Annotated in this window: 14 protein-coding genes and 2 tRNA genes; 5 read left to right on the plus strand and 11 right to left on the minus strand. The window is 66.3% G+C overall.

The features are described 5' to 3' along the window. Nucleotides 1-52: 52 nt before the first annotated feature. Nucleotides 53-877, minus strand: coding sequence for a PhzF family phenazine biosynthesis protein (locus ILP92_RS04345; RefSeq protein ID WP_198915140.1), 825 nt, complete (start codon nucleotides 875-877; stop codon nucleotides 53-55). A 3-nt stretch (nucleotides 878-880) separates the two neighbouring features. Further along, nucleotides 881-1582 (minus strand): DUF533 domain-containing protein, encoded by a 702-nt coding sequence (locus tag ILP92_RS04350; protein WP_198915141.1) that lies wholly within the window; start codon nucleotides 1580-1582, stop codon nucleotides 881-883. 140 nt (nucleotides 1583-1722) lie between these two features. Here ILP92_RS04350 and uxuA point away from each other — a divergent pair, with 140 nt between their 5' ends. Then, complete coding sequence (gene uxuA, locus ILP92_RS04355) at nucleotides 1723-2931, plus strand: mannonate dehydratase (protein ID WP_198915142.1); 1209 nt, start codon at nucleotides 1723-1725, stop codon at nucleotides 2929-2931. On the opposite strand, the gene ILP92_RS04360 is transcribed toward uxuA, so the two are convergent. From ILP92_RS04360 to ILP92_RS04385, 6 genes are all read right to left on the minus strand, one after another. Then, nucleotides 2897-2970: transfer RNA gene (locus ILP92_RS04360), tRNA-Gly, on the minus strand. The genes uxuA and ILP92_RS04360 overlap by 35 nt on opposite strands. 63 nt (nucleotides 2971-3033) lie before the next feature. Continuing rightward, nucleotides 3034-5061: an ASKHA domain-containing protein gene (locus tag ILP92_RS04365; protein WP_198915281.1), complete on the minus strand. Its 2028-nt coding sequence runs from the start codon at nucleotides 5059-5061 to the stop codon at nucleotides 3034-3036. Between the two features lie 60 nt (nucleotides 5062-5121). Further along, on the minus strand, nucleotides 5122-5352 hold the full coding sequence (locus tag ILP92_RS04370; protein WP_198915143.1) for an N-(5'-phosphoribosyl)anthranilate isomerase: 231 nt from the start codon (nucleotides 5350-5352) through the stop codon (nucleotides 5122-5124). Between the two features lie 35 nt (nucleotides 5353-5387). Further along, complete coding sequence (locus ILP92_RS04375) at nucleotides 5388-6368, minus strand: methyltetrahydrofolate cobalamin methyltransferase (protein WP_198915144.1); 981 nt, start codon at nucleotides 6366-6368, stop codon at nucleotides 5388-5390. 7 nt (nucleotides 6369-6375) lie between these two features. Beyond that, nucleotides 6376-7287 carry a methylenetetrahydrofolate reductase gene (locus tag ILP92_RS04380; protein ID WP_198915282.1) on the minus strand — a complete coding sequence of 304 codons (912 nt, stop codon included), beginning with the start codon at nucleotides 7285-7287 and terminating at the stop codon, nucleotides 6376-6378. Between the two features lie 38 nt (nucleotides 7288-7325). After that, a complete protein-coding gene (locus ILP92_RS04385) occupies nucleotides 7326-7622 on the minus strand; it encodes a virulence factor (RefSeq protein ID WP_198915145.1) in 297 nt (98 codons plus the stop codon). Nucleotides 7623-7875: 253 nt separating this feature from the next. On the opposite strand from ILP92_RS04385, the gene ILP92_RS04390 reads away from it, so the two are divergent. Further along, nucleotides 7876-8991 carry a Ppx/GppA phosphatase family protein gene (locus ILP92_RS04390; protein ID WP_198915146.1) on the plus strand — a complete coding sequence of 372 codons (1116 nt, stop codon included), beginning with the start codon at nucleotides 7876-7878 and terminating at the stop codon, nucleotides 8989-8991. Nucleotides 8992-9059: 68 nt separating this feature from the next. Then, nucleotides 9060-9770: an RlmE family RNA methyltransferase gene (locus ILP92_RS04395; protein WP_198915147.1), complete on the plus strand. Its 711-nt coding sequence runs from the start codon at nucleotides 9060-9062 to the stop codon at nucleotides 9768-9770. A gap of 54 nt (nucleotides 9771-9824) precedes the next feature. Here ILP92_RS04395 and ILP92_RS04400 read toward each other — a convergent pair whose 3' ends face one another. After that, entirely contained in the window at nucleotides 9825-11414 is a 1590-nt protein-coding gene (locus tag ILP92_RS04400; protein WP_198915148.1) for a hypothetical protein, read from the minus strand. Nucleotides 11415-11424: 10 nt separating this feature from the next. Continuing rightward, nucleotides 11425-12744, minus strand: coding sequence for an ATP-binding protein (locus ILP92_RS04405; protein ID WP_198915149.1), 1320 nt, complete (start codon nucleotides 12742-12744; stop codon nucleotides 11425-11427). A 41-nt stretch (nucleotides 12745-12785) separates the two neighbouring features. Between ILP92_RS04405 and ILP92_RS04410 the strand changes: the two genes are divergently transcribed. After that, nucleotides 12786-13652 (plus strand): MBL fold metallo-hydrolase, encoded by an 867-nt coding sequence (locus tag ILP92_RS04410; protein ID WP_198915150.1) that lies wholly within the window; start codon nucleotides 12786-12788, stop codon nucleotides 13650-13652. Nucleotides 13653-13712: 60 nt separating this feature from the next. Continuing rightward, nucleotides 13713-13787 (plus strand) — tRNA-Asn (locus tag ILP92_RS04415). Between the two features lie 576 nt (nucleotides 13788-14363). Here ILP92_RS04415 and ILP92_RS04420 read toward each other — a convergent pair. Then, on the minus strand, nucleotides 14364-15380 hold the full coding sequence (locus tag ILP92_RS04420; RefSeq protein WP_198915151.1) for a hypothetical protein: 1017 nt from the start codon (nucleotides 15378-15380) through the stop codon (nucleotides 14364-14366). Nucleotides 15381-15408 lie beyond the last annotated feature (28 nt).

Raw genomic sequence — 15408 nt, forward strand, 5'->3', positions numbered from 1 at the left:
CGTGATGCCGCGTCCGGTCTAGCGTCCGGGGCAGGGCCGGGCCAGAGCGAATTCAGACCAGAAGCCTGCCTTCCATGACGCGCACGGCCTGCCCGCTGATCCGCACGTGATCCGCGCGCGCTTCGATCCCGATGCGCGACGGGCGACCCATGGCGACACCCTGCGAGATCTGCAGGTCCAGGTCGCGCCCCTCGGCCGCGCGCAGATGCGCGCCGAGCGCCGCCGCCGCGCTGCCGGTCGCGGGATCCTCGGGGATGTTGTCGAGCGGTGCGAACATCCGCGCTTCGATGGCATCGCCGTCGCGGGTATAGGCCAGGACGGCGAAATCGAAATCGCTGGGATAGGCGGTCTGGGCGCGGCGGAAGGCATCGGTATTGACCCATATGGCATCCAGGCACTGGGGCGAGCCGAGCTCGGCCAGACAGAACGGCAACCCGACCGACGCCATCACGGCACCCGTCACCGAATGCGGCGGCAGGCCAAGGCAGCGGGCCACCAGCGACGGGTCCGGCCGGTGCAGGATTTCAAGCGGCCTGTCGCGCAGGAAGGATGCGCGCCCGTCTTCGGCTTGCGCTCGCACCGTGCCGCCCGGCAGCGACAACGACATCTCGGCCGCCGCCCCGTCATCGGCCAGGGCGACCGCCGCGCCGATCAGGGGGTGGCCCGCGAACGGAACCTCTTGCGTCGGGGTGAAGATCCGCAGCCGTGCGGCGTGGTCGGGATCGTCGAAGAGGAACACGGTCTCCGAAAAGTTGAATTCGCGCGCGATCGACTGAAGCGCGCCCTGATCCAGCCCGTCGGCCTGAGGGAAGACGGCCAGCGGATTGCCCCCGAAGGGGCGATCCGTGAACACGTCATAGACGTAGTACCGCGCCAAGGATCAGAGCGTGTAAAGCGGCGGCTTGCCGTGCGCTGCGTGGATGTCGTTGACTTGCGCCTGGTTGATCTTCAGCGCTTGCGCCAATTGATCCAGGAAGATCGCTTCGGGGCGGTTGTCGGGCTCGATGGCCAGGACGGCGGCGGTATAGACCTCGATCTCGTGGCCCTCGGGCGTGTCATGCGCCAGCGCGACCGGATCCACCGACGCGGTCATCTGCGCCTGGATGAACGCGGTTTCCTGCGGATCGCTGTCGCCAAGGATGGCCAGCAGGCTCTCGCGCTCGGCGGGGTCGATTTCGCCATCGGCGCGCGCGGCCTGGATCATGGCGCGGATCATCAGACCCGACACCTGCTCTTCCTCGGCCGTGTCCGGCGGCGTCTCGCGTGTCGTATCCAGCAAGCCTTTCATCTTTCCGGCCCCCGCCGCGCCCGCCGATGCGCCGGCCAGGCCGCCCAGCAGACCGCCCAGCGATCCCGAGCCCATGCTGCCCGATTGCTGCGGTCCGCCCACGCCCAGCGCGCCCAGCAGGCCGCCGATGCCCCCCGCGCCGCCGATCTGGCCGGACGCGCCGCCCGAGCCTTGCTGCTGCGCGGCCAGCTTGCGTTTCACGCCTTCCAGCCCGCCCGCGTCGCGGAAAGCCTGCACGCCCTTGGCGGCGGCGAAGGCCAGTGCCATTTTGACGGCCATGTTCTTGAGCGACATCGTCACATCTCCGATACGTTGAATTCGTGCCGAGCCTACACCTTTCCGCGCCACTGTCACGGGGTGTGGGGGCCGCGTCCGCTTGACCGCCGCCGCGTTCGGCGACAGCCTGCCGGTGGCATGGGAAACGGGGGCGGGCGATGATCGAAAGCTGGCGCTGGTACGGCGAGATCGACCCGATTTCGCTGGACGAAATCGCGCAGACCGGTGCCAGCGGCATCGTCAGCGCCTTGCACCAGATCCCCTATGGCGCGGTCTGGCCGCGCGATGCCATCGCCGCGCGGCGCGCAAGGATCCGTGGGGCAGGATTTGACTGGGTGGTGGTCGAAAGCCTGCCGGTGCATGAGCGTATCAAGCAGGGCGCGGGCGACCTGGCCCCGCTTTTCGCCAATTACCGGCAATCCATGGCCAACCTCGCCGCGGAAGGCGTGCGGACGATCTGCTACAATTTTATGCCGCTGCTCGACTGGACCCGGACCGACCTGGCCGCGCCCGTGCCCGGCGGCGCCACTTGCCTGCGCTTCGATGCGGTCCGCATGGCCGCCTTCGACATCCACCTGCTGCTCAGGCCCGATGCCGAGGCTGACTGGCCCGACGCCACCTGCGCGCAGGCGCGAGCGTGGATCGGCGCTGGCAGCCCCGCCGAGCGAGAGGCGCTCTGTGCCGCGATCATGTCGGGAATGCCGGGCGCGGTGGATCGCTACGACACAGACGGGCTGCGCCGGGCGCTTGCGGACTATGACGGCATCGACGCCGCCGCCTTGCGCGCGAACCTGAAGCGCTTCCTGGCCGAAGTGGTGCCCACGGCAGATGAGCTCGGGCTGCGACTGTGCATCCATCCCGACGATCCGCCCCGCGACATCCTTGGCCTGCCGCGCGTCGTGTCGACCGCGTCCGATCTGGACTGGGTGATGGGCGCCGAGGACAGCCCGGCCAACGGCCTGACGCTCTGCTCGGGCTCGCTCGGCGCGCATCCCGATGCCGACTTGCCCGCCATCGCCGCGCGGTTCGCGCCGCGCATCCATTTCGCCCATCTGCGCAACGTCCGAAAAGAGCCCGATGGCAGCTTCGAAGAGGCCGCGCATCTGGACGGCGATACCGACATGGTGGCGCTGATCGCCGTGCTCCTGGCCGAGCGGTCCCGCCGCCGCGCCGAAGGGCGGCCGGATGCCGATATCCCGTTCCGGCCCGACCACGGCCACCACATGCTCAGCGACCGTTCGCGCGATCTGATCCCGGGCTATCCGCTGATCGGTCGCCTGCGCGGCCTGGCCGAGCTGCGCGGCGTCATCCGGGCGCTGGAGCATGGGGGATTGGAGCGGGTGAAGGGAATCGAACCCTCGTCTTAAGCTTGGGAAGCTCCTGCTCTACCATTGAGCTACACCCGCCTTGGCCGCCTGACTAAGGCGCAACGCCGTGCCTCGTCAAGCATTGCCACGCGCGATCGGACCCTAGCTGCGCTTGCGCCGTCGCTGGCGGCCGCCCTCCTGGCCCGCCTGGTTGAAGCTGACATCGGGCAGGGTGACGATCTTCGACAGTTCGGGGAACGGATCGCTGGCATGGGGCAGGGCGTTGGCGGCCACGAAATGGTCCTGGAAGCGCGGCTCGATGGCCGTTTCGACCTTCTGGATGCGGGTCACCGTCTCTTCGATCTCGGCCCGCGCGGCGCGGTTCAGAAGCGCGATGCGCGCCCCCGTGCCCGCGGCGTTGCCCGCGCTCGAGACGTCCTCAAGCCGCGCGTCGGGGATCATGCCCAGCACCATGGCGTGCAGCGGGCTGATATGCGCACCGAAGGCGCCTGCCAGCACGATCCGCTCGACCCGGTCCACGCCGCGCGCGTCCATCAGCAGGCGCGCGCCCGCATAGAGCGCCGATTTCGCCAGCTGGATCGCGCGGATGTCGCCTTGGGTGACGGTGATGCGTCGGTCGCCGTCGTCGTAGATGACGTAGACCTGCGTGCGTCCCTCGGGCTGCAACCGCGGCGTGCCCGCCTGCTCGGCACTGCCGATCAGGCCCGAGGCGTCCACCAGCCCCGCCATGCGCATCTCGGCCACGGCCTCGATGATGCCCGAGCCGCAGATACCGGTGATGCCCGTCGCCTTGGTGGCCGCGTCGAACCCGTCCTCGTCGGACCACAGATCGCAGCCGATCACGCGGAAACGGGGCTCTTTCGTGTCGGGGTCGATGCGGATCGCTTCGATCGCGCCGGGGGCGGCCCGCTGGCCGGAACTGATCTGCGCGCCCTCGAAGGCCGGGCCCGTGGGCGACGAGCAGGCCAGGACCTTCGTGCGGTCGCCCAGCAGGATCTCGGCGTTGGTGCCCACATCGACGACCAGCGTCAGCGCCTCCTGCTGGCCCGGCGCTTCGCTAAGCGCGACCGCGGCGGCATCGGCCCCCACATGGCCCGCGATGCAGGGCAACAAGTAGGCGCGTGCGGCGGGGTTGAGCGCGGTCAGCTCCAGCTCTTGCATGGCCAGCGACAGCGCCGAGGACGTGGCCAGCGCAAAGGGCGCCTGTCCCAACTCGACCGGGTCGATGCCCAGCAGCAGGTGGTGCATGACCGGGTTGCAGACGATGACGGCCTCGACGACGGCGCGCGGCTCGAGCTTTGCATCGGCGATCAGCTCTTCGATCAGGACATTCAGCGCCTCGCGCACCGCCCGCGTCATCTCCACGTCGCCGCCGGGGTTCATCATCGCGTAGCTGACCCGGCTCATCAGGTCTTCGCCGAAGCGGATCTGCGGGTTCATGATGCCCGAGCTCAGCACGACCTCGCCCGTCTGCAGGTTGCACAGATGCGCGGCGATCGTGGTCGAGCCCAGGTCGATGGCCAGCCCGTAGATCCCGCCTTCGTAGAACCCGGGCCAGACGTCCACCAGCCGCGGTGTGTCGCGGTGGTCGTGGTGGATGGCGACGGTGACGCTCCAGTCGCCCTTGCGCAACGCGCCTTGCAGCTTGGCCAGGACCGGAAGCGGCGCGGTGACACCGTCGAGGTTCCATTGCGCCTTGAGCGCACGGTTCAGACGCTCCAGGTCGCCGGTGGGCGTGTGCATGTCGGGCTCGTCGACGCTGACCAGCATCAGCCGCGTGGCGGCGTCCAGCGTGATCTCGCGGGCGGTGGCGTCCTTGCGCACGACCTGGCGGTGGACCTGCGAGCCTTCGGGCACGTCGATGACGACATCCTTCTGGATCGTCGCCTGGCAGCCAAGGCGGCGGCCCGGCTTCAAGCCGCGCTTTTCGTCGTAGCGGGCCTCGACCGCGTTCCAGGGGCTGAGCGCGTCCTCGGTGACGGTCAGGCCGAGCTTGGGAAAGCTGCCGATGCCGGGGCTGACCTGACATTTCGAGCAGATGCCGCGCCCGCCGCAGACCGAATCGAGATCCACGCCAAGGCGGCGCGCGGCCGTCAGGACCGGCGTGCCCACGGGGAAGTGGCCGCGCTTGCCGGACGGCATGAAGACGACCAGCGGATCAGCCACGATGCGACCGCGGGCGATTTTTCGACGAAAAATCGTCAGACGAATTTTCGGCGAAAATTCGTCTCAGCAGACCAGGCGGACGGGGCCGGGATTGCAGATGATGACGAACTGGCCGCCCGCCTCGAACAGGTGAAAGCCGCGCGCGCGCACCGCGTCGATCAGGGCATCGCGCCCGATCTCGGCCTCGACCCACCCAATCGAGCGGCGCACCACGCCCCCCTTCAGGACGGCCTGCGCCGAGAAGATCGCGCGCAACCAGCGGTCGCGATCGGGATGTGGAAAACCCGAAGTCATCCGGCAAGGCGTAGCAAAAGATGGTGAACACGACCTTAACCCCGCCGCCGACGGCGCCCCCCGCGCGAGCCGCCCTCTGCCATCTGCGCGCGCGACGCCTCGGCGAAGCTCTCGCCGCCCTGGACCGCGTCGAGGATGCGGCTGAACTTGATCCATTCGTAGCCGTTGTCGTCGTGGTTCATCAGGAAATTGGCGGCGCGGATCGCTTCCATCTCGACCGAGCGGATCGGGTTCATGATGGCGCTGGTCATCCCCGCGCCGATCGCCATGGGCAGGAAAGCGGCGTTGATGCCGTGGCGATGGGGCAGGCCGAAGCTGATATTGCTGGCGCCGCAGGTGGTGTTGACGCCCAGCTCGTCGCGCAGGCGGCGCACCAGCGTGAAGACCTGCTGCCCGGCGCTCGCCATTGCGCCCACGGGCATGACTAGCGGATCGACCACGATGTCATGCGCCGGGATGCCGAAATCGGCGGCCCGCTCGACGATCTTCTTGGCGACCGCGAACCGCACTTCGGGGTCTTCGCTGATGCCGGTATCGTCGTTGGAAATCGCCACGACCGGCACGTTGTATTTCTTGACAAGCGGCAGCACGAGTTCCAACCGCTCTTCTTCGCCGGTGACCGAGTTCAGCAGCGGGCGGCCTTCCGCGGCCTCCAGCCCGTTTTCCAGCGCGCCGGGCACCGAGCTGTCGATGCAGAGCGGCACGTCCACCAGCGCCTGGACGCGGCGGATGAGCTCGGGCATCAGCATCGGCTCGACGAAGTTGTTGTCGGCATAGCGCGGGTCGTCGGCCATCTTGTTGGTGAAGACCGCGCCCGAGTTCACGTCCAGCACCATGGCCCCGCAGGCGACCTGTTCCAGCGCATCCCGCTCGACGGTCGAAAAGTCGTCCATCTCGAGCTCGGCCGCCAGCTTCTTGCGGCCGGTGGGGTTGATCCGCTCGCCGATCACGCAGAACGGCTCGTCAAAGCCGATGGTGACGGTTTTCGTCTTCGATTCCAGGACCGTGCGGGTCATTCTTACCTCAATTCGCGGCGGCGCGGCGGCCGCTCATGTCCAGCGCCCATTGCGCACTCGTGGTGATGCCGCCCAGCGGGAAGAGATGGACGCTTTCGATGTTGAACTCGGGATCGGCCTGCTTGTGCGCGGCCAGGTCGGCCACGAACTCGGTGGGCTCGTAGGGCAGCAGCAGCTTGGTCACGTCCAGCGCGCGTTTTTGCAGAACGCGCAGCGACGGGCCGACGCCGCAGGCAATGGCGAACTTGATCAGCGTCTGCAGCTTGGCGGGACCGGCCACGCCGATATGGACGGGCAGATCCACGCCCGCTTCCTTGATGGCATTGGCCCACGCGATGACCGGCGCGGCCTCGAAGCAGAACTGCGTGGCGATGGCCATCTTCGCATCCGTGGTTTGCGAAAATTTCTGTTTCCAAAGAAGCGCCTGTTCGACGTTCTTGAAGCTACCATCCGCGTCGATGTCGCGGTTCCCCTCGGGGTGACCCGCCACGTGCAGGCGCTCGAAATCGCCGAACGCGCCGCTTTCCAGAAGCTGCATCGAGTCGATGAAGTCACCTTTCGGTTCGGTCACGCCGCCCGCCAGGAGCAGCGCCTGGCGCACGTCGGCTTCGCCGCGGTAGCGCGCGATCCAATCGTCCAGCGTGGCGCGATCCTTGATGATCCGGGCCGGAAAATGCGGCATGACCGGGAAGCCCGCGTCGTTCAGCCGCCTGGCCGTGGCCACCATGTCGTCGATGGGCGTGCCGTCGATATGGGCGATGTAGACCCGGGTGCCCGCGGGCAGCAGCGCGCGGAAATCCTCGACCTTCTCGGCGGTGCGCGGCATCACCTCGATCGAGAAATCGCTGAGGAAATCCTGCATGCCGGGATGCGCGACGCGGGCAGCAGGGGCAGGGCGCTTGAAGCTCAGAAGGGACATGAAGCTCTCCAGGTGGCGTTTGAGAAAGGCGGAATGGGTCACGCCCAACCGTCATTTGCGATCAGTGTCTTGATCCGGTCGGTGTCGTATTCCGCCGCCAGCCGCGCCGCTTCGGCGCGCGCCACGGCATCGTCGTCACCTTCCACCGCATAGGGCGCGGCCTTGCGCCACTCGGCCAGGTAATCGTCGGTCCCCGCCGCGCCCGACTTCATCGCGGCGCGGTCGATGGCCTGCTCGAACCGCTCGGGCAGCGGCACCTTGGTGCCACGGCGTCCCTTGCCGACGATGACCTGGGCCGGGATATCGCGCCAGTAGACGATCGTGACTTGGGCCATGTGGCGCGATTCCCCTTGCGTTGTCTTCTCATACGCGCCGCCGACCCGACGATTGTGCCGGTTTTCGACATTCAGGCCAACGGACGCGACTTCATTTAGGCGCGCGGCGGTCGCGGGGCCAGTCCGCGCGACTGTCAAACTTCTCATCATCAAGATGAATGCCCGGCGATTTCGGTGGCTGCGACGCTCAGAGCGCTTGCGCCGTGGCACCGGCCCCCGTAGTCTCGGGATAACTTCATAGGAGGGCGGCGACATGGCGCCCAAGCGTCCCATCGGTGCGGGCGTGTTCCCGAAACCGGTCGAGCCGCGGCGCACCCGACAACCTGATCCCGAGCAGCTTTACGCCGCTCTGGACCTCGGCACGAATTCGTGCCGCATGCTGATCGCCCAGCCCAAGGGCAATCAGTTTCATGTGGTTGATTCATTTGCCAAATCCGTGCAGCTTGGCCACGGGCTGGAAGCGTCGGGGCGGTTGTGCCGCGCGTCCATGGGGCGCACGATCCATGCGCTCAGGATCTGTCAGTCGAAGCTGCAGAAGCACAATGTCACCCGGATGCGCCTGGTGGCCACGGAAGCGTGTCGGCGGGCGTCGAACGCGGCCGATTTCATCCACATGGTGCAGCGCGAGACCGGGCTGCAACTGAACATCATCGAACCGGAAGAAGAGGCGCGGCTGGCGGTCATCTCCTGCGCGCCGCTGGTCAGCACCAAGACCGAGCAGCTGCTGGTCGTCGATATCGGCGGCGGCTCGACCGAGCTGGTCTGGATCGACCTGACCCGGGTGCCCAAGGTCGAGCGGCCGCGCGCGATCATGCGGCTGCACGCGGGCTTCAAGCCGGAAGACGGCTCGCCGTTTCCCGCGGCGCGCGTGGTGGACTGGATCAGCGTGCCGCTGGGCGTGGCGACGCTGCGCCAGCAATTCGACGACGTGAAGAACGACGCGGCCCGCTTCGCCCTGATGAGCTGGTTCTTCGAAGAAAACCTGGTGAATTTCGCGCCCTACGCCAAGGAGCAGAAGCGCGAGGGATTCCAGATCATCGGCACCTCGGGCACCGTGACCACAGTCGCGGCAAGCCACCTGGGGCTGCGCCGCTACGACCGCAACCGGGTGGACGGGTTGCGGATGACCAGCGACCAGATCGACGCCGTGATCCGGGACTACCTGACGCTGGGCCCAGACGGGCGGCGCAACGATCCGCGGATCGGGCGCGATCGTCACGCGCTCATCATGTCGGGCGCGGCGATCCTGCAGGCATTGCTCAGGGTCTGGCCCACCGATCGGCTGAGCGTGGCCGATCGCGGCCTGCGCGAGGGGCTGCTTTACGCGCAGATGTCGGCGGATGGCGTGTTGGAGGACGGACCCTACTAAGACGATCTGGGGCGGGTGGCTTCCCGCGCGTCCCGATCCAGCCTATGTGACGGTCAAGGAGATCATCCATGGCGAAGAAACCCGGAAACACCAGCGGACGCGGCGCTCGCGATCTGACCGTCAGGGTCAAGACCGCGCGCGGGCGACGCTCATCGTCGACCCGCTGGCTGCAACGCCAGCTGAACGATCCCTACGTCAAGCGCGCCCAGGCCGAAGGCTACCGTGGGCGCGCCGCGTTCAAGATCATGGAGCTGGATGACAAGTACCGCTTCCTCGTGCCCGGCGCCCGCGTGGTGGACCTGGGCTGCGCGCCGGGTGGCTGGATGCAGGTGGCGATCCCGCGTGTGAACGCGCTCGGCGAAAAGCCCGGCAAGGCGGTGGGCCGCGTGCTGGGCATCGATTTGCAGGAGGTCGAGCCGCTGGCGGGCGCCGAGATCCACCAGATGGATTTCATGGACGAAGGCGCCGACGAGCGGATCCGCGAGCTTGCCGGCGGTAAGGTGGATGTCGTCATGTCGGACATGGCGGCATCCTCTTCGGGCCACAAGCAGACCGACCACCTGCGCATCATTGCCCTTTGCGAAGCGGCCGCATACCTGGCCTTCGACATGCTGGACGAGGGCGGCACCTTCGTGGCCAAGGTGCTGGCGGGCGGGGCCGAGGGCGATCTTCAGAAGCTGCTGAAGCAACGCTTCACGAAGGTCTTTCACATGAAACCGCCCAGCAGCCGCTCGGACAGCTCCGAGAAATTCGTCGTGGCGCAGGGTTTCCGCGGCTGAACCGCCCGTCCCCCCGATTTCTGTCGCAGCGGCACAGTGGGACAGATTTCCGGCCTAAGGGCCCACCTTCGCCAGTGCGACACCAGCTTCGAGAAGATCGGAATAGTCGCGGTTCGACAGCGCCCCGTTGCCAAGGCGCCGCGCGGCCCGCGCCGCCAGGTCCGGCCGCTCCAGCGAATTGGCGGTCAGGATGACCAGTCCGTAGGCGGCGCGGCCTTCCCTCGTTCCCATCGTGTCTCGGGCCAGCACGTCCTCGACCGTCGCTATTATCCAGTCCCGCTGCGCCGCATCGGGCGCGTTGCGCGCAAAGCGGCTGGCGACCAGCGCCCTGAGCCGCAAGTGCTGCTCGGGGTCCAGCGCCTGTTCCGCCGCCGCCAGCAGGACCGGCAGCGCGGCGAGTGGCACGTCTTCGGGCAGTGCGTCCTGCCATGCCTGATAGGGGGCGTCGATGCCCTCCATCAGCCCCGTGGCGGCGTTGAGATCCCCGAGTGCGATCAGGATGCGGGCCAGGTCGTAGTGAGCCTGGCGGCCGATCCCGGACCCGCCCCAGGTATAGACCCCGCCGACAAGCCCGAACCCCACGGCGGTGTTCCCGCTTTCGGGGAAATCCGCGAGGGCCAGACCGATGCTGTCGCGGATCTCGGGTTCCGGTGCGCCTGCGGCTTGCAACGCCTCGGCCGCGTGAATGTGGGGAAAGACAGGGAATGGGCCGCCATTTGTGCGCGCGAGACGATCCATCCTGCGCGCCAGATCAAAAGCGCGGTCGTCGTATCCGAGTGCTGCCGCCTGGCGGACGACCCGAAGCAGGTGCGAAGAATCGGGCCACGGGCCGTCGGTGGCATAGATCGTGAAGGCCCGGTCCAGCCACGCTTCGGCGCGGGGGGCGTCATGGGTGACGCGGGCTGACTGCAGGTATTTTGGTGCCTTGCCGTAGGGCCGGTCGGTTGGAAAGTAGCGCAAGAGCAACTCCGGACCGAGCAGGCGCGCCAGGGCATCATTCGTTCCTTGCTCGGTCGCGCCTGCCGCCTCCCGTAGCCGGTCGAGATAGGCAAGCGCGCCATCGCGGTCGCCCGCCTCGGCCATCATTTCCGCCGCCGCGACCAGGTTGCTTGCGCGCGCTCTGGGTGTTTCCCCTCCGAAGGCGGACAGGACAGCGGCGAAGTCGGCCGCCTGGTCGGGGGTGAGTGCGCCGCCGACACTGGACTGACGCAGATAAATGGCCGCCGTTTCGATCTGCCTGCCTGTCCAGACGCCCGGCGTCTGGACCACGGCCGCCGCGACGGAAAGACCGCTGCGGATGGCAGCGGCGATGCGATGACTTGCCAGATACCGGTCGATCTTGGCGGGGATCGCGTCCGGCGCGATGCCTTCCGCGGCCCAGATCCGGGACAGGATATCCGCGGCATCGTCGATCCGCCCGGTCTCGACAAGGCCCTGGACCGCAGGGCTGTAGGTCGGCGCCACGGCGCGGATCATCGCAACCTCCACTCCCAGGTCCAGCAGGCACTGCGAGGTCATGGCCGCACGGCAGGTCTTGAAGGCCTGCGCGCCGGGTCCCGCGGCAGGGGCGAAGCGCGAGGACAGGTAGACGCCGCCGAGGACAAGAAACCCCAGGAGCAGGGCGGCTTTTGTCGCGGTGCGCATCCGTTGCCCCCTAACGTCCCAGCACGATATCGGCGCGCAGGCCGCCCAGCCGCTCGGACGCGTCGAGCCGCAGGATGCCGCCGTGCTGGCGCGCGATATCCATGGCAATGCTCAGCCCCAGTCCCACGCTGCCGCCCACGTTTTGATTGCGCGCCTCATCCAGCCGGGCGAAGGGCTTCATCGCCCGCTCCCGCGCGTCCTCGGGGATGCCGGGGCCATCATCCTCGACCGTGAAGACCACGGCGCGCGGCGTGATCGACAGCGACAACTCGGCGCGCGTCCCGTGGCGCACCGCGTTGCCCACAAGGTTTTCCAGCGCGCGCGTGATCGACAGCGGTTGCAGCGACGCGGTGCCATCGCCCGTGATCTGCCTGACCGACACGTCGTGCCCGGCGCGCTGCGCGTTCTGGGCCACGTGGGACAGGATCTCGGCCGGATCGACATCGGCGAAGTCGTCCAGCGCCCCATCGCGGGCGAAATCGAGAAACGCGTCCAGCATGCCCTGCATGTCGTCCACGTCGCGCAACAACTCGGACGCCTCGGGATCGTCGGACATGGACAAGGCGAGCCGCATCCGCGTCAGCGGCGTGCGCAGATCGTGGCTGACGCCGGACAGCATCAGGGTGCGCTGCTCCATCTGCCGCTCGATCCGCTGGCGCATGTCCATGAAGGCGGCGCCGGCCTGGCGCACCTCTGTCGCGCCCGTGGGACGGTAGCGGATCACGCGACCCCGTCCGAACGCCTGCGCCGCATCCGACAGCCGCTTGATCGGGCGCAGCTGGTTCTTCAGGAAAAGATAGGCGATCACCGTCATCAGCACCGACGCCAGCACCATGATGACCAGCAATTGGTGGGGGTTCTTGGCCGATACCCGCTCGCGCGCGACGGTCAATCCCAGGGGGCCCTTGTCCGTCTCGACGCTCATCCGGACGCGGTTGTCGTCGCTGGCAAGATCGATCCCGCTCAGGCCCGGCAGCGCCTCGCGCAGGGTCGGCAGCACCAGCCGCCCCGACAAGTCGTAGATCAAGCGCGAATCCCCCGTCACCGGATCCGGATCGGGCAGGGCCACGTCGATCCGGAGCGCGCGCGCCAGCGGGGTGATCTGCGCCAAAGCGGTCGCGGCATCCGGTGCCGCTTCGACCTGGTCCACCAGCCGCGCCAGTTCCAACCCTACATTGCCCGTCATCTGGACGGTCACATCCTCGAACAGCCGCTGGATGAAGACGATCGACACGACAAGCTGGATCGTGATCACCGGCAAGAGCAGGATCAGCGCGGCGCGGGCATAGAGCGACCGCGGGGCATAGCGTTTCAGCCAGTCGAATGTCATGAACGGGACGCTATCGTTTGGGCCGGGAAGGAGGAAGTGCCATGTCGACCGCCACGACGCTCGAGCCCGGTCTGCGCGTGCTGCGCGCCCCGAACCCGTCGCCCATGACCCATACGGGCACGAACACCTATCTTCTGGGCGACGGCCCCGTCGCGGTGATCGATCCCGGTCCCGACAGCGCGGCGCATCTGGGCGCGATCCTCGCCGCCGCCACCTCGGGCATCAGTCATATCCTGGTGACCCACGCGCATCTCGACCACTCGCCGCTGGCACGCGCCCTGTCATCGCGGACCGGCGCCCCGGTCCTGGCCTTCGGGGATGCGCGGGCGGGCCGGGCGATGTCCCGCGACGACCTGCCCGACATTGGCGGTGGCGAAGGGGTCGACCACGCCTTCGCGCCCGACCACGCGCTGTCGGACGGCGACGAGGTGGCCGGTTCCGGCTGGACGCTGCGCGCCCTCTGGACCCCCGGTCATTTCGGCAATCACCTGAGCTTCGCCTGGGGCGATACGGTCTTCACCGGGGACCTGGTGATGGGCTGGGCCTCGACCATGGTGTCGCCGCCCGACGGCGACCTGGGCCAATTCATGGCGTCCTGCGAGCGCCTGGCGCGCAGTGATTGGAGGCGCTTCTTCCCCGGCCACGGCGATCCGATCGACACCCCGCTCGCGCGGCTCGATTGGCTGCTGAAGCACCGGCGCGGGCGCGAGGCCGAGATCCTCGCCTGCCTCGAGGCTCGATCGGTGACGCCCATGGCCATCACCACGCGGATCTACGACGATATCTCCCCCGCTCTCAGGCCCGCCGCCCTTCGCAACGTCCTGGCGCATCTCATTGATCTCGAAGCCAGAAAAGTGATAGCGTGGCAAGGATCGCCCGGACCCGACACCCACGTCGCGCTCCGCTGAGATTTTCGACCCCGATCCCCTTGCAGCACCCGACCCCCCTTGCTATAGGCACAATCGTGTTCCGGCGTAGCTCAGCGGTAGAGCAGTTGACTGTTAATCAATTGGTCGTAGGTTCGATCCCTACCGCCGGAGCCAAATTCCATCAAAGCACTGAAATCAGGATAGCCGCTTCGGCTTCGTCGGCGGGCGTGTTGACGCGCGTTTTCGAAGACGATCTCGCATATGGGTCGATATACCCGCGCTAAGCCTTGATGGCCTCGAACCTTGTTCGGAGCGGCGCCATGGTCGGCGTCGCACATCCGGCTTCCTCGAAAACGGGTTTTCTGCTTCCTTCGCTTCGGAATGAGTCCCCCGCAACGCGTGCATCGGACACGCTCGGAATGCTGCTGACCGCGGGTCAGATCAAGGGGGAAGGGCTGCTTAGGGCGCGCCGATGGTAGCTGGAAAGCACGGACTGTTTGCAGCGACGCAGAAGATATCAGTATTTAAAGGCGAGTGTTGGTCGACTGCCGGTATAGGCCACTCAGACACCCCCTTTCGCCCGAACGGCGAACCTATTTCTATGCAATCACCCTCTGTGTCTTCGAATGAGGGGTCGTGTAGGCGCTCGGATCATCGAGTAGTGGATCGTGATCGCATTCACGGTCAATTGCGAAAGAAAGACTATCCAGCCCACTTAGCTTTTGCGACTGTCGAAAAGCTCGAAGATGGTCAATCACCCGTCCTGCGAAACAAGTACCTCGCCAACGGCGCTGCCATGATTACGGCGACAAGGGAAAAGCCGCCAAATGCGAAATAGATTTGTTCAGGCCCGACCAAGAAGCTGTTAAACTCCGTGTGCAGGAAGGCGACAAACAGCAGGAAGAGGAAGGTCGCCAAGGCTTCCTTGTCGATGCATGTCATGTACGGCACTCTGGGCGTATCCTGAGAGATCACGAATCTGACTGCGATCGTCGCCAACAACAGCGAGCCAACTATCCCGAGCGCCGAGCCATTGTCTTCGCCAGAAATTCCGAAGGTCACTACGGAAAACAACATGATTATGGCCATAGAAAGGGTCGATGAGATAAAGTAGTACCAGGGACGCCTTTTGATGAGAACTTTGTAATTGCACCTGACATTTTTTTCCGCGCTTCCCATCGAGTCTCGATCAAGCCCAAATTCGCCGACATTGAAATCAGGGAGGTCGAGACGATCGCCTCCCGGCGACTGATTCTTGGCCGACGAAACCGACCAATCTCGTTGGAAGTCCGCTTCATTCGCGCACCACAGGACGAAGTCGATCGTCAATTCGTCTGCTTCGTATGGGAATTTGCGAAGATCGAAGACCTGCTTGAAGCGCTCCTCGTAGACCTGTTCAAGCACCAAAGCTCCTTCCGATTGCCCGGCCTCGTGAAACAGTAATCCCTTTTCGGGTTGCCCGGCGTAGAAATTGGTCGGAACAATCCCGCCCGTCAGCCGATTGATGATTTCAATTGCTTGACCGGGCAGATGCTCTGCCATGTCGCTTGGTCGATAATAGGTTCGATTGCCTGCCGTCTTGAACGGCTCCGGAAGGTTCTGGACATCGACATTGAAGCGGAAAATCAGGCGAACCTTTGCGCCAAATGATGATTCTTCCACATTCACGCTATGTAGCGAGATCAACCAGGCGCCAAGCTCGGTATGATGATGATCGGTCTGGGGAGCGCTATTCTGAGAAACCTCGCCATTATCGCTATCGGTCATCTCTTTCCTCTTCAATTACAGAGCTTCT

This window comes from Palleronia pontilimi (assembly GCF_016412875.1).
GTDB lineage: Bacteria > Pseudomonadota > Alphaproteobacteria > Rhodobacterales > Rhodobacteraceae > Palleronia > Palleronia pontilimi.

What these genes read in the sequence shown, in the direction of transcription:
- ILP92_RS04350 (WP_198915141.1), bottom strand. Translation starts at nt 1,582, where the DNA reads ATGTCGCTCAAGAACATGGCCGTCAAAATGGCACTGGCCTTCGCCGCC.
- uxuA (WP_198915142.1), top strand. Translation starts at nt 1,723, where the DNA reads ATGATCGAAAGCTGGCGCTGGTACGGCGAGATCGACCCGATTTCGCTG.
- ILP92_RS04370 (WP_198915143.1), bottom strand. Translation starts at nt 5,352, where the DNA reads ATGACTTCGGGTTTTCCACATCCCGATCGCGACCGCTGGTTGCGCGCG.
- ILP92_RS04375 (WP_198915144.1), bottom strand. Translation starts at nt 6,368, where the DNA reads ATGACCCGCACGGTCCTGGAATCGAAGACGAAAACCGTCACCATCGGC.
- ILP92_RS04380 (WP_198915282.1), bottom strand. Translation starts at nt 7,287, where the DNA reads ATGTCCCTTCTGAGCTTCAAGCGCCCTGCCCCTGCTGCCCGCGTCGCG.
- ILP92_RS04385 (WP_198915145.1), bottom strand. Translation starts at nt 7,622, where the DNA reads ATGGCCCAAGTCACGATCGTCTACTGGCGCGATATCCCGGCCCAGGTC.
- ILP92_RS04390 (WP_198915146.1), top strand. Translation starts at nt 7,876, where the DNA reads ATGGCGCCCAAGCGTCCCATCGGTGCGGGCGTGTTCCCGAAACCGGTC.
- ILP92_RS04395 (WP_198915147.1), top strand. Translation starts at nt 9,060, where the DNA reads ATGGCGAAGAAACCCGGAAACACCAGCGGACGCGGCGCTCGCGATCTG.
- ILP92_RS04400 (WP_198915148.1), bottom strand. Translation starts at nt 11,414, where the DNA reads ATGCGCACCGCGACAAAAGCCGCCCTGCTCCTGGGGTTTCTTGTCCTC.
- ILP92_RS04405 (WP_198915149.1), bottom strand. Translation starts at nt 12,744, where the DNA reads ATGACATTCGACTGGCTGAAACGCTATGCCCCGCGGTCGCTCTATGCC.
- ILP92_RS04410 (WP_198915150.1), top strand. Translation starts at nt 12,786, where the DNA reads ATGTCGACCGCCACGACGCTCGAGCCCGGTCTGCGCGTGCTGCGCGCC.
- ILP92_RS04420 (WP_198915151.1), bottom strand. Translation starts at nt 15,380, where the DNA reads ATGACCGATAGCGATAATGGCGAGGTTTCTCAGAATAGCGCTCCCCAG.